A 12,858-nucleotide genomic window follows, 5' to 3' on the forward strand; every position below is an offset into this window, starting at 1 on the left:
GCAGGCAACGCCCGTAGCTCTCAACTTTCGACGTATTCAGTGCGTTTTCACACGGCCTGGACCCAAAGCAGCCGGTCAGCGTCAGCAGCCAGATGGACATCGGTGTATGGCCTACCCGGTAGTTCAACGGGCAGACCAATGCAACGCAATGCTTACCGCAAGGTGCGGAAGGCTGCGCGCAGTTCTTTGGCGAACAATTCAGGCTGTTCCCAGGCCGCGAAATGGCCGCCCTTATCCACTTCGTTGAAATAGATCAGGTTGGGATAGGCGCGCTCGGTCCAGGATTTCGGCGCCTGATAGATTTCGCCAGGGAACACGGTCACCGCGACAGGGATCTTGATATCCCGGGTCTTCTGTTCCACGGCATTGAAGTTGTTGGTGTTGTTTTCCCAGTACAGGCGAGCGGAGGAGATGGCGCTGTTGGTCAGCCAATAGAGCGAAATGCCATCGAGTATTTCGTCTTTGGTCAGGGATTTTTCTGCATCGCCGCCACTGTAGGTCCACTGGTTGAATTTATCGAACATCCACGCGGCCAGGCCGGCGGGTGAATCCGACAAACCGTAGCCGACGGTTTGTGGCCGGGTGCTCATCATGGCGCCGTAAGCCGCATTTTTGCCGAAGAAGGTTTTCAGCGACTCATAGGCTGCGGTCTCCTTGGCCGACAGACCGGCGGGCGGCGGGGTGCCGTCGTTGATGGCCTTGGCGACATCGGCAGGCACGGTGGCGGGCATGTTCACGTGAATCCCCAGCAAGCCGGGCGGTGCCTGGCGTCCCATGGCGTCGGCGATCACCGAGCCCCAGTCGCCACCTTGCGACACGTAACGCTGGTAGCCCAGACGCTTGACCAACACATCCCACGCCATGCCGATACGGTCAGGCCCCCAGCCGCCGTCGATGGGTCTCTGCGAGAAACCGTAGCCGGGCATCGACGGAATGATCACGTCAAAGGCATCTTCGGCACGACCGCCGTAGGCCGTCGGGTCGGTCAGCGGGCCGATGGCCTTGGTCAGCTCCAGAATCGAACCGGGCCAGCCATGGGTGAGCAGCAGCGGCAGGGCGTTGGGATGTTTCGATTTGACGTGGATGAACTGGATGTCGAGGCCGTCAATGTTGGTTACGAACATCGGCAAGGCATTGAGTTGGGCTTCAACTTTGCGCCAGTCGTATTGCGTCCCCCAGTAACCGACGAGTGCCTGCAGTTTCTCAAGCTGCACGCCCTGGGATTGGTCGCTGACCGTTTCGCGGTCGGGCCAACGGGTCGCCAGGACGCGTTTGCGCAGATCGGCCACCGCGTCCTCAGGAATGTTGACCTTGAAAGGACGAATGGCGCTGTCCTTCTCGACGATGGCGGCGGCCTCGGGCGTTGTAGCGGCCCGGGCGTAAGAGGGCGAGACGAGGGCGACCAGTGCCAAGGCACCAGCGGTTACTGAAACAGCTAACAGGCAGCGACGAAACGCCGCAAACGATAGTGCTGACATGGTCGTACTCCAGGGGATTGGGGCGATAAAACAGGGACTACATTGGATTTCCTTACGGCGACGGCGTGTCGCTCAAAGGGTTTTCGAAAGCGATGGGATTCGGCCTAGTCCAGGAAGGCATTGGTTTGCTGCACGAAATCGTTGGCGTACTGGAACAATGCGCCGTGCCCCGAACTTGGATAGATCAGCAACTTGGCCTTCGGAATATGCTGTTGCAGCGTGTAGGAGTTCTCGGTGGGCACCATCACGTCCTTGCTGCCGTTAACCACCAAAGTCGGCTGGGTAATCTGGCTCAATTGCGAAAAAGTGCCGTCACCGGGAGCGCTCCATTTTCCCAGCGCCGCGCCTTGGGCCGCGATGACCTTCATCGAACTGAGCTTGTCGAGGCCTTCCGTGCGCTGGTGACGCCTTTCCCAGAATTCCCGTGCGGCCTGCTGGCTTGCGGGTGCCGGATCGAAGAACAGATAAGCGGTCTCTTCCTGCGTGGCGATCGATTCGCGCAACGCAATCCCCGGAACCCGGGGATCATGTCCCGAGACCCCGCCACGCGGCGACGTTCCCGCCAGGATCAGCCGGCGCACCAGTTGCGGATGACGCAACGCTACTTCCTGCGCCACCATGCCGCCGATTGAGAAGCCAAGCACGTCGACCTGCGTCAACCCGCGGGCGCGAGCAAAGGCAGCGACGTGATCAGCCATGGCTTCGAACGAATCGGGTGTTTCACCGCTGCTGAGGCCCACGCCGGCATTGTCGAACAGGTAGACGGGCCGTTGCTGCGCCAGGCCATCAGTCACAGCCGGGTCCCAGTAATCCATGTTGCCGCGAAAGTGCTGGAGCAAGATGACAGGCACGCCCGTCTGCGCGCCGAACTGGCGATAGGCATACCGCACACCGTCAGCTTCAACGAATTGATTGGGTGCGCTGTTATGGGTGGCCGCCGGCGCGGCGATGGCGCCGCTGACCGAGATGGCTAAGACAGCCCCGAGGGCCAGTCGCTGGAAGAGGTGCATGGTGGGCTCCTTACGCGACGGTTTCGGGATTCAGGTAAGCCGCTTGCTCAGTCGACAGGCTGGCCTTTATGGCGCGTGTGCCTGTGTCTGCGAGCACTTCTTTCACGCCGGCTTCCACGCCGTCCAGCGACTGGATCACGACGTCGGATGGCTGGACTTTCGGTACGTCAAAACCGTGGGTCAGGTCGGTGTCGATAAAGCCGACGTGCAGGCCTTGCACGCTGGTGCCCTGACCTTGGAGTTCAATGCGCAGCGAGTTGGTGAAGCTCCATGCAGCCGCTTTCGATGCCGCGTAGGCGGACAGGAACGGCGCGGCAACCCAGGCCGCATCCGACAATACGTTGACGATCGCGCCGCCGCCGTTGGCTTTAAGTACAGGGGCGAAGGCCAGGCTGACGTGCATGACGCCGTAATAGTTGGTTTCGAAGATTTCACGAGCGGCTTCCACCAGGCCAGGATCGAGCATCGATGGCAGAAGGCGGGCAATGCCGGCATTGTTCACCAGCAACGTCACATCACCTGCCTGGGCCACCGCCGCGGCTACTGATGCCGGGTCGCTGACGTCAAGGCGAATGGCGATCACCCCCGGAATGTTGACACCTTCAGGGTTGCGCACTCCGGCGTAGACCTTGCTCGCACCGCGGGCCACGAGCTCTTTTGCGAACGCGAGGCCCAGACCACGGTTGGCGCCGGTAACGAAGGCTACGGAATTTTTTATTTTCATGAGATGTACTCCGGTTGGATGAGCGGTTATCGCCCTGTAAGATTGCGCTCGCAATCATTGAATTAATAATGGTGGTCGCATTTATTAAAGTCAACATAAATATTCTGTACGTAATAAAGCATGGTAAAGCAGTGGTTGTGGTTAATTGTGATCGCAATCATAGTGTGCAAGGATGAGCGCAGAGGAGCCCCATCATGAAAATCTCGAAAGAAAAATCAGAAGCCAATCGCGCCGCGCTGGTGGAGACCGCCAGCCGTCTGTTTCGCGAGAAAGGGATCGATGGTGTGGGCGTCGCTGAAATCAGCAAGTCGGCCGGCCTGACCCACGGCGCGCTGTATGCGCACTTCCCCTCCAAGGAAGCGCTCGCCGCCGAGGCACTGGCGTGGAGCCTGGAGCAGGGCAATGCCAAGCTTTATACGGGCACAGTCGATGGCGAGCCGGACCTGGAGCGTTTCCTGTCCGACTATCTGGCGGTGGACAGCCTAGACAACTACGCCGAGCATTGCGCAATGGCCGCGTCCGCCAGCGAAATCGGTCGTCAGGATGTTGCGATCAGCGCGAAGTTCACCGAGGGTTACATGGTGCTGGTGCGGGCGTTCGAGCGCAGGGTCGCCGCTAACAACCCTGACGTCAACGCACTGGCCACCGCCATGGGCATCGTTGCGGCCATGGTCGGCGCCCTTTCGGTTGCGCGCGCCACGGCGAAGGCTAGGCCGGAGGTGTCGGCCGAGGTGCTGCGAGGCGTGCGTCACATGATCGACGCCGCGCTCTGCAAATCGGTTTGATTGGAAAGACATGCGATAAAAAAGGTTGATGCAATGAGCTAAATAGATGAATCGAGGTTCGCCACTATCACCCTTATTGGCGTTGGCGGCCCTAGTTTGAATGTCTGCTTTTGGCCGTTAGCAGTCGCTCCGGCGCCATCATCACCGCAAGCGTCATCTTGATGAATTCTTCATTCCGGTCGAGCGCTTCCAGAGCGCCACGTACATTATCGGCGACGTCGGCAGCGCCACGCTGTTCGATCCAGTTGGACAGTTCCAGAATGGCCGCTTCGAGGGCGAGCTGGTTATCGTTGATCATGAACAGCAGGGAGGGGAGCAGGTGTGAGTTTAGCATCACGAATCCTCTGTTTTAAGGTCCGCGTAGCAGGGCGCTCAGGTGGCAATATTCCCCCGGTATGTCGTCATAGGTAAATGTCGCATCTACCCGCTTGAAGGGCAGTAGTCGACCCATAGAATGTTATCGCCAGAGCAGATTGCCCCAGCTACCTAAATTACTGACCCAGGCTCCTACCTTGTATACCATTACCAGTGCTGGATTTTTGCGGATTGGTTGGGTCAGTGTGGTATTGGCCATTGATTATTAGAAAAGGATTTCCAGATTTCATATACCAGACATTTTGCTATTTTTTATCGAAAAGGTTGATCGGCATTTTCTAGTGCGCGCTGCATTGTTTTGGACAGAAATTCCTCTCGTTCAATAAATTTAACTTTAGATATTCTGTCTTTTTTCAAAGCTTCTAATAGCCGTTTTCTACGCTTTTCATAGGCTTCATACGTTCGAGCAAATTGAACATTATGAACAATCTGCTCGTATTTAGATTTGATCTTAAATGCATTGTCGACGTACTGCAGAAAGCTTTCTAAAACGGCATGACCACTCATGGATAAAGCACGCTCTGCCAGCATCTTGTTGGTTAATAGTGTTTGTCTAAAAGATTCGGGGCTTAGCGCTTGGGTTTCGGCAATGAGTTGTGCAGCTATATTGGTACAAAACGCATGCCTGAATAGGTGCGCGCAGGCCTGCTCTTCGATTCCAGCCGCGCGTCGAATGATTGAAAACTCTGTCGTAATAGTGTCAATTCCCAAAGGGCGTCCCCCACGCTCAGTGACAAAGAGGAAGCCGTGATCTGAAATATCTTTGAAACGCTTCATCACCAGGCGGCGTTCACCTCGAATGTAGTTTATAAGTTCGTCAACAAGGGCGGGGCTTAATTCAATAGCTCGTGTGACACCGGTCCTGCCTTGCTTTAGTGTGTTAATAGTGATCATGGGTCTTTCGACTTTGGCGGCGGAAATCACAGAGGCGACAGTGATAGATTGAACTTCTGCTCTCCTGGCACCTAGTTCTTCGAAGAGTGAAATCATTATGTGTCGTCGAGTGCAGATAAACTCTGATGTAGAGATTTCATCGATTGCATTGCGCAATTCTGCAATGGTCTTTTCGTTGATAGGTCTGCGTGTTCTAAGGGCGTTTGCTGTTCTAAAGGACCTGTGGTGAACACTAGAGCATTTGAACGCCTTGCCATTTCGATATAGAAAAGCATCTATCATCTCTATAGGGATGGTGCCGCCAATGCCAACAAAATTAGGAGTGCCGCTTAGATTGCCAACAAATGTAAGAAAGCTTAAACACCGTCTGCCGATTCCTGTTATGGTTCGCTCGGTTCTTTTAAGCTGGTTAGGTTGGTCAGGTTTTTTTTCTTTTCTTAATCCATCTATAAAGCAACAAAAGTCATCGTCAGAAATTGACGTTAATCCTAAATTATTATAATAGCAAAACCTTATTAAGTGGCTGATTTGACTGGCATATTGTCCAAATGTCCCTCCTTTTGTGCCGCTTCTTGAGGGGCCATGACCACCTCGGCCGGGCTGAGTCCGCAATTTGATCATATAGCTATTTGCGGGTAGACAAGGGGATCCATCGGGCCAAGTCATGAAAGGTATATTATTTCCATCAATCGTTTGTATCTTGCACCGCGATACATAATCGTAGAGTCGGAGCTCAAGGATGGGAGTGAATAGTTGAGACGTTCCCGGAAAATCAACGATTCGCTTCATAATCGGACGCCAACTTCAGTGGGCTTGTGGGGGAGACAGTTTTCAGTTGAGAAAAAGGTGGTGGATTCAGACCTAGGATACTAATCATCCGGCTGAGAGCATCATCAATGCGCTTTTGCCTCAGACTTGCATTAGCAGTATCAGAAATGGTGAGCAGGTCTCTTCGGTTAACTTCTAACACCTGAAGCAATACCATATTTACAGCCTGTAACGACGATATTGATGATTTCAGGTTTGAAACTTGGTCAAGTAACGCGGCTAAGGACCTTTTTGGAGGTCTGGGTTTTTCTTTCCCATACCTTGAAAGTGTAATCTGTGCGTGATTTCTTAACTGGTTAAGACATTCAAAGTTATTAGGGGGCGCGCTTGCCGTAAGCCTCTTCTTCAGCGTATTTAAGCTAATGGGGTTGATCGTCAAGCGCTCTTTATTTATTGTAAATTCGAACGCCAAGGAGCAGAGACGGCCCTGGCTCCTTAGCGCAATGATGACCTGTTGATCTTCAGCATACGAGCCAGGGTGATTTATAATATCATTGAGTAATCTGAAAATATTACAGATGGATCTATCAATCAGCTCGCGCTTGGTTTCAGTTGTCATCATATTGCTCAGCTAATAATGAAAAGGACTTTTAAGGATTTTCCATTCTCGTCGTTAAAGAAATGTGGTTCAATCCGGGCCTTGCCCTCCTCAACAAGAGCGGAGAGATAATCTTCGATTTGTTGCTCATCAACCAGTTTGAATGTTGTAGTGCCGAATCTCTCAGCTAGCAGTTGCTGCAGATTTTTATAATTTTCAAGTCGATCTTTCTTTACCAGTTCTGCAAAGTAACGGACTCCCGCACCGCGGATTTCCTTTGCATCTAGAGATTCAGTCAAGTAGTGCCAGACATGTTCAACATCTCGATGGCCGAGCATCCAACGCAAGGTGTCCAATTCGCCGAAACTATTGGTGTAAAAAAACATGATTGCGAAGAAGCGTCGTAGCTGGTGCTGACGTACATAATAGCGCTCGCCATGTTCGTTCAGATCGCTTTCGAAGTAGTCGCAGGCAAAGTCTAGGTGGCGATTATAGTTATAAAGTGAGCAGCCCTGGAAAAAAATGGTACCCAAGACTGACGGGCTGGAAAATAGATCAGATAGATCGTCAATGACTTTGAGTCTTTTTAGTAGTTTTTGAAAACGTTGAAGCTCAGTAATCATTTCGACTGCAATGGCATCAATCGGGCGCGACTCACGTTGTCGCATCCCGAAAGCTTTTCTTGTTGATTTGGCGAGACCAAAAATTAGCCATGATTTGCTGGCGTCTAAACAGGTTGATGCATTCAAACTGACTAATTCGTCGACACGACGCGCCATGATCATACCGATCACGAGTTGAGCGCTGCCAAAGTAAACACAGATCAGTTCTAACAAGCCATGATTAGCCCGAAGATTGTTGTAATAGTCTTTTCTACTTCCTTTTCGTGATTTTCCACTTTTGATTCGCCGATTGCTAGCGATGCCTAGCTTCTTAATTCCAAGGTTAGCCAGTTCAGGTCCAATGATGTCAATAAAAGCAGAATTTGATAATTGAGTCATACCGATTTTTTGAGTCTTGCAGAATGAAGCTATCCTGATAAAGCAATTTAGTAGTTTTCTACCATATTGTAGGTGAAATTCAATACTGCTACGGAATAGTCTAAGCAGATTGGTAGATGGTACGCTTTTAAATCGAGATGGTGTTTTAAGTTCAGGTAAATAATCGGCTATCGAGTCTAATTCGATAGGCGTTGGAAGGCCTAAGGTGCTTAGCGCTGCAGTGCTGAGTAGTGCATATCTGTAATAGAAATATCGCGACTTTTGTAATGCTGTTAAATTGGTGGTTGTAACGCTAACAGGATCGTACTCTTTTCTATAAGTTGGTGCGTTAGGGTAAAAATTAAGAATCTGTAAAGGTGATTTTGATGATTGACCACCCCATAACGTGTCCGGATAGAGCATATCCGAGAGTGCTCGAGTGTTGAGGAAGTAGCCTTGATGATTGCCACCGTAGTATAGTCCTGCTTTCATCAGTGCTGCCCGAGCTCTTGGGATGTCGGACGTGCCGAAGCTTAGCATAAATTTCTCAGGTGCTTCATCACTAACCTCCAACATGCTAGGATATCTTGCGTGTATTTCTTGGACGTCTAGGTCGCTGATTCTATTCATTTCTTGAATGCAAAAATTAGAAACGCGGGCGCGCCATGCGTAAACGGTTTCTTCTGCAAAAGGTGACGATGCCAGTTTGTTCAATATAGCTTTTAGATCATCGCCGTTTATTCCTGCAAGACCATATTGTATTAAGTCGTAACTACCAGCATTGATCAAAATATAATCTATTATTTTTTTTGAATGCGCTAGCCGCACTTGCATACTGCGGAGTCCTAGTGTTGTGAACTCTCCATTAATGCCAGTTGTACTGATGATCAATAAATGCTTCAGGGAACGCAGCAATTGGCAATGTTGCGTATCTGTTAATAAGCTTCCATCCGCTAGCCGAACACTCCAGTCGAGTGTATAAGGAGTTTGCTGTATCGTTTTAACCAACCACTGGTTTTCACAAAAATCATTTAACAGCCAAGGGGCGAGAGTATACGGTAATGCTTCGGAAATGCCGAAGTCATTAAGGAATTCATACCCTGGCGTCAGACCAGTGAGCTGGGACATAGATTAGAGTCTCCATTTTTTTTGCGTCAACTAGCTTCAGTGCTGATTGTAAATGTCTTTTTAAAGATCGGTTATACCCGCTAGAAATTTCTGATTTTATCTTCTCTGCCAGCGACGACCAATATTCGGCGATGCCACAGACTCGAGCTCTGTCCGTGGAGTTAATCACCGCGGCTTCGACTGAGAGAAGTGAAGCTAGAAACGGGACGCTAATTGAAAAAACAGCCTCCGATGTTTCGACTTCGTTTAGCTCCGCTTTGCGTTCGGGGTCTGATGCCTGCGAGGGGATTTCTTTAATTCGGTGGTTTTCAAGGAAGCTGTGTAGCTCCGCGATACTATTAAATTGTGTGGCTCGAAAAAGATATGGGCTGTCTTTCATTGCTTCGCATACGAGCGCCTTTTGAAAAATTCGGATCCACCGTGCCTTGATGAATGCGAGTAGCGGATCTGGGAGGTAGTGGCTTAATAAGTCTGGATAATAGTGCTCATGACCAAGAGCTTTTGACATGGCTTCCGTACTTCTGCTTTGTATGAATATTTCAATAGCTCTAGATGCCCTAATTTTCGTTAAGCGTACTCGCTTTATAAATTCTACAAGCTCATCCTCAGGAAGATCACTATGAGGATTGAACTCCTCAAGTAGCTCATCGCGCAAATTTTTATAAACACGAAATTTCCCACCGTTCCACGTGGTGGCAGTTGCCTTTTTAAAAGGCATGAGCGCTTTTCCTGAGGTGATAAATAGAAAACGATGGTCGTCGTTATTTGCAGCTTTAAGGCTCCTTCGAGCTAGATCAGTAATCTCAATAATATCCTTTACTACGCTATATGATTTGTCGCTTAATTCTACAATCTGCTCCCGAACATTAGGCTGCTTACGATTTTTATAGCCAATGAGAAGGCGTTTTTCCTCATCGAAGCCGATAAGTTGCCCGTGGTTATCGTACAGCTCGAGACTAATCAGAAAATCCGTTGTAATTTCAGGGTGCTCTAGTACAAGTAGGCATTGGAGGGGGAAAAGGCTCCTTGCTACAGGAAAACCAAAAATATTTGCGAGGTGTAAGGCGTCACAAATTTCACCCGTGTTATGTTCGTACACTTTACAAAGGAATGATGGAGGTATCCTATATGTGGCCTCCGTGTTCTCCAAGGTGGCGCAAATGTCGGCTAGGCTATACATTTTTGAACGACCCGAGCCGCCTTCATATTTGGGTATCGGGATGCCTTGCTGTGCAAGTAGAACTCGATTCGAGTAACGAGATTTTAATTTTTCTAGTTGAGCTGTTGCCCAACCGCGAACAGTCGCTATATCTTTTTTAATGTGGAAAAAAATAACATTGATTGCTTCTGAGTCTGTGCAATGGAGTGGGATGCTGGTTAGCGCTTTTTCTTGCACGAGAAGTCCATCGGTCCGCTGTTTTACCTGAGTCTCTGAACCATGTTTGGTTGACGGAGGGGGTCTTTTGAACGGTGATGAAATACTTGACCATATTTCTGGTTTACAAAGGCAATGTTGGATTGCATTAAGAAATTTATTCCAGCTTTTTATCCTTGCTTTCGCATCTCTATTTTCTTCTTTTGCGCTTGTGAAGTGTGCAATTGTGAAGTCGTTCATGAAACGCTTCAGGCCTGCTTCATTTTTGAACTCTCGCAGAGGCCATAAGACATGGTTAGCACTAATGTAATCAAACATTAGATTGATTTCGGGTGGGTAAGTGTTTGTGCGGTTACGGAAAAATTGCTCAAGAGAAGTGTGGATTAGCTCAACAAGCTTTTGTCCGTAAGGCTCCACTAGCTGGCTCAGCCGAAGGTAGATAGTAGGTTGGCGTGGCGAGCTCATGGGCCACCCTGCCCAATACCACCTCTTGAATTCGGTTGCAGATGACACCTTTTCGCACACGTTCTCGTCGGGCTTGAATAAGATTGGCTGCCAATCGACGGCGTGGAGGGTCGGATCTAAAATTTTCGCAAAATTAAACGCCTTATAGATGTCTCGGCAGTATCGGCTCGCGATCGGCTTCGAAAGGTCTACTAGCTCCTTTCCTGCCATGGCGGCCGTAAAACCTTGAAGAATTTTTTCGATCGCCGGACGCCTGACTGTCGTCATCGAAATCCGATGGGCGGACACGTCGCAGTAAGCTTCCAAAAATTTAAAAGCCATCAGGATGTTGGATCTCGCACCTGCCCCACCACGGGCAAATTCTGTTTGGGCTATCAGGTCACCTACGTCCTGATCGATTGCGGAGAACGCGTGGAAGCGGATGGCCAGCGAGTCTTTGACAATTGTCATTTTTTTTCTCCGCGGGTTAGCTTATCCTTCGTCAAGGTTTACTGCTTCTTAGGGTTATTTGACGATAGACGCTAATTAGTAAAACAAAAGAGCTGGGTTTCGAACTGAACCTGGATTTCAAAGAAGATTTGGCTGATGAAGCCATTGATGCTTTCCTCGACGCGTTCCTGAAAGAAGCCATGGAAGCCAACGGTCTGGGTTATGTTGGCGGCGACGACTTCGGTCTGGTTTGCCTGCAGAAGCGTGGCTCGGTGTCCGAAGAGCAGCGCGCTGCTGTTGAAGCCTGGCTCAAGGGCCGCAGCGAACTGACCGAAGCAACCGTCAGCCCGCTGATCGACGTCTGGTACCCGGAAAAGCCGATCAATCCGGTAGCTTGATGTCATGAAAAACGGCGACCCAAGGGTCGCCGTTTTTTTATGCCTGCTTTTTGCAGGTGCATGGCTTGGCCCGCGAAGTCGATGTCGGGTCCCTCAGCCCTTGCGCCAATTCAGAATCACCAGCGTCAACACCCCCGCGACAATCCCCCAGAACGCCGACCCAATGGAAAACAGCGTCAGCCCCGACGCCGTGACCATAAAGGTAATCAACGCCGCCTCCCGCTCCTTCACTTCGGTCATGGCAATGCTCAGGCCATTGATGATCGAGCCGAACAGTGCCAGCGCCGCAATCGACAGCACCAGCTCTTTAGGCAGCGCCGCGAACAACGCTGCCAGCGTTGCGCCGAACACCCCGGCAATCCCGTAGAAAATCCCGCACCAGACCGCAGCCGTGTAGCGCTTGTTGCGATCCTCATGGGCATGCGGCCCGGTGCAGATCGCCGCGCTGATGGCTGCCAGGTTGATCCCGTGGGAGCCGAAAGGCGCCAGCAGCAGCGAGGCGATGCCGGTGGTGGTGATCAATGGCGAGGCGGGCACGGTGTAGCCGTCGGCGCGCAATACCGCGATGCCGGGCATGTTCTGCGAAGTCATCGCCACCACAAACAACGGAATACCGATGCTGATGGTCGCGGCCAGGGAGAAGTGCGGCGTGGTCCAGACCGGCGTTGCCACTTCCAGATGGAAACTGCTGAAGTCCAGCAGCCCCATGAACCCGGACAGCGCCGTGCCGATCAGCAACGCTGCGAGCACCGCGTAGCGAGGCGACAGGCGCTTGACCAGCAGATAAGTGAAGAACATCCCCAGCACCAGCCCGGTGCGATGCTGCGCGGCGACGAAGATTTCACTGCCAATCTTGAACAGAATCCCCGCCAGCAGGGCGGCGGCCAATGATGCCGGAATCTTTCTCACCAGCCGTTCGAAGCTGCCGGTCAGGCCGCAAATCGTCACCAGCACCGCGCACGTGATGTAGGCACCGATGGCCTCGCCGTAACTCACGCCGCCCAGGCTGGTGATCAGCAACGCCGCGCCGGGGGTCGACCAGGCGATGGTGATCGGCGTGCGATAACGCAGGGACAGGCCGATCGAGCACACCGCCATGCCAATCGAGATCGCCCAGATCCACGACGAAATCTGCCCGCTGGTCAGGCCCGCCGCTTGTCCGGCTTGAAACATCAGGACCAGGGAGCTGGTGTAGCCGGTCATCATCGCGATGAAGCCGGCGACAATCGCCGACGGTGACGTATCGGCCAAGGGGCGAAGCTGCGTGTGCGTGGCGTCGTTCATGACAGCGGTGTTCCTTGTTCTGGTAAAAATGCCGAAACGCCGCCGACCCCCGTGCAGGAGCGAGGCTTGCCCGCGAAGGCGTCGTACCGGTCGACATCAAAGTTGAATGATAGGACGCCTTCGCGGGCAAGCCTCGCTCCTACAAGGGATTATGTGGAAGCGGCGAA

The 12,858-nt window shown here is 51.6% G+C and carries 11 protein-coding genes; 2 read left to right on the forward strand and 9 right to left on the reverse strand.

What is annotated here, in order from left to right:
- Positions 1-152: 152 nt before the first annotated feature.
- From BLU63_RS21390 to BLU63_RS21400, 3 genes are all read right to left on the reverse strand, one after another.
- Positions 153-1,478: an epoxide hydrolase family protein gene (locus tag BLU63_RS21390; protein ID WP_083376159.1), complete on the reverse strand. Its 1,326-nt coding sequence runs from the start codon at positions 1,476-1,478 to the stop codon at positions 153-155.
- Between the two features lie 104 nt (positions 1,479-1,582).
- Positions 1,583-2,488, reverse strand: a complete 906-nt coding sequence (locus BLU63_RS21395; RefSeq protein ID WP_172962176.1) for an alpha/beta fold hydrolase — start codon at positions 2,486-2,488, stop codon at positions 1,583-1,585.
- Between the two features lie 10 nt (positions 2,489-2,498).
- Positions 2,499-3,212 (reverse strand): SDR family oxidoreductase, encoded by a 714-nt coding sequence (locus BLU63_RS21400; protein WP_083376160.1) that lies wholly within the window; start codon positions 3,210-3,212, stop codon positions 2,499-2,501.
- 194 nt (positions 3,213-3,406) lie between these two features.
- Between BLU63_RS21400 and BLU63_RS21405 the strand changes: the two genes are divergently transcribed.
- Positions 3,407-3,997 carry a TetR/AcrR family transcriptional regulator gene (locus tag BLU63_RS21405; protein ID WP_083376161.1) on the forward strand — a complete coding sequence of 197 codons (591 nt, stop codon included), beginning with the start codon at positions 3,407-3,409 and terminating at the stop codon, positions 3,995-3,997.
- Between the two features lie 91 nt (positions 3,998-4,088).
- Here the strand turns inward: BLU63_RS21405 and BLU63_RS21410 are convergent, their stop codons facing one another.
- The 5 genes from BLU63_RS21410 to BLU63_RS21430 all read right to left on the reverse strand — a co-directional run bounded on the left by BLU63_RS21410 (position 4,089) and on the right by BLU63_RS21430 (position 11,030).
- Entirely contained in the window at positions 4,089-4,331 is a 243-nt protein-coding gene (locus BLU63_RS21410) for a hypothetical protein (protein WP_083376162.1), read from the reverse strand.
- A gap of 293 nt (positions 4,332-4,624) precedes the next feature.
- Positions 4,625-5,932 (reverse strand): tyrosine-type recombinase/integrase, encoded by a 1,308-nt coding sequence (locus tag BLU63_RS21415; protein WP_229801689.1) that lies wholly within the window; start codon positions 5,930-5,932, stop codon positions 4,625-4,627.
- Positions 5,933-6,038: 106 nt separating this feature from the next.
- Positions 6,039-6,653 (reverse strand): hypothetical protein, encoded by a 615-nt coding sequence (locus BLU63_RS21420; protein ID WP_083377289.1) that lies wholly within the window; start codon positions 6,651-6,653, stop codon positions 6,039-6,041.
- 8 nt (positions 6,654-6,661) lie between these two features.
- Entirely contained in the window at positions 6,662-8,740 is a 2,079-nt protein-coding gene (locus BLU63_RS33180) for an integrase (protein WP_102595701.1), read from the reverse strand.
- On the reverse strand, positions 8,706-11,030 hold the full coding sequence (locus BLU63_RS21430) for a hypothetical protein (protein WP_083376164.1): 2,325 nt from the start codon (positions 11,028-11,030) through the stop codon (positions 8,706-8,708). The genes BLU63_RS33180 and BLU63_RS21430 overlap by 35 nt, the downstream gene beginning before the upstream one ends.
- A gap of 74 nt (positions 11,031-11,104) precedes the next feature.
- On the opposite strand from BLU63_RS21430, the gene BLU63_RS21435 reads away from it, so the two are divergent.
- Positions 11,105-11,407 carry a 50S ribosome-binding protein YggL gene (locus BLU63_RS21435; RefSeq protein WP_083376165.1) on the forward strand — a complete coding sequence of 101 codons (303 nt, stop codon included), beginning with the start codon at positions 11,105-11,107 and terminating at the stop codon, positions 11,405-11,407.
- A 93-nt stretch (positions 11,408-11,500) separates the two neighbouring features.
- On the opposite strand, the gene BLU63_RS21440 is transcribed toward BLU63_RS21435, so the two are convergent.
- A complete protein-coding gene (locus BLU63_RS21440) occupies positions 11,501-12,691 on the reverse strand; it encodes a benzoate/H(+) symporter BenE family transporter (protein ID WP_083376166.1) in 1,191 nt (396 codons plus the stop codon).
- Positions 12,692-12,858 lie beyond the last annotated feature (167 nt).

Source organism: Pseudomonas mandelii (assembly GCF_900106065.1).
GTDB lineage: Bacteria > Pseudomonadota > Gammaproteobacteria > Pseudomonadales > Pseudomonadaceae > Aquipseudomonas > Aquipseudomonas mandelii.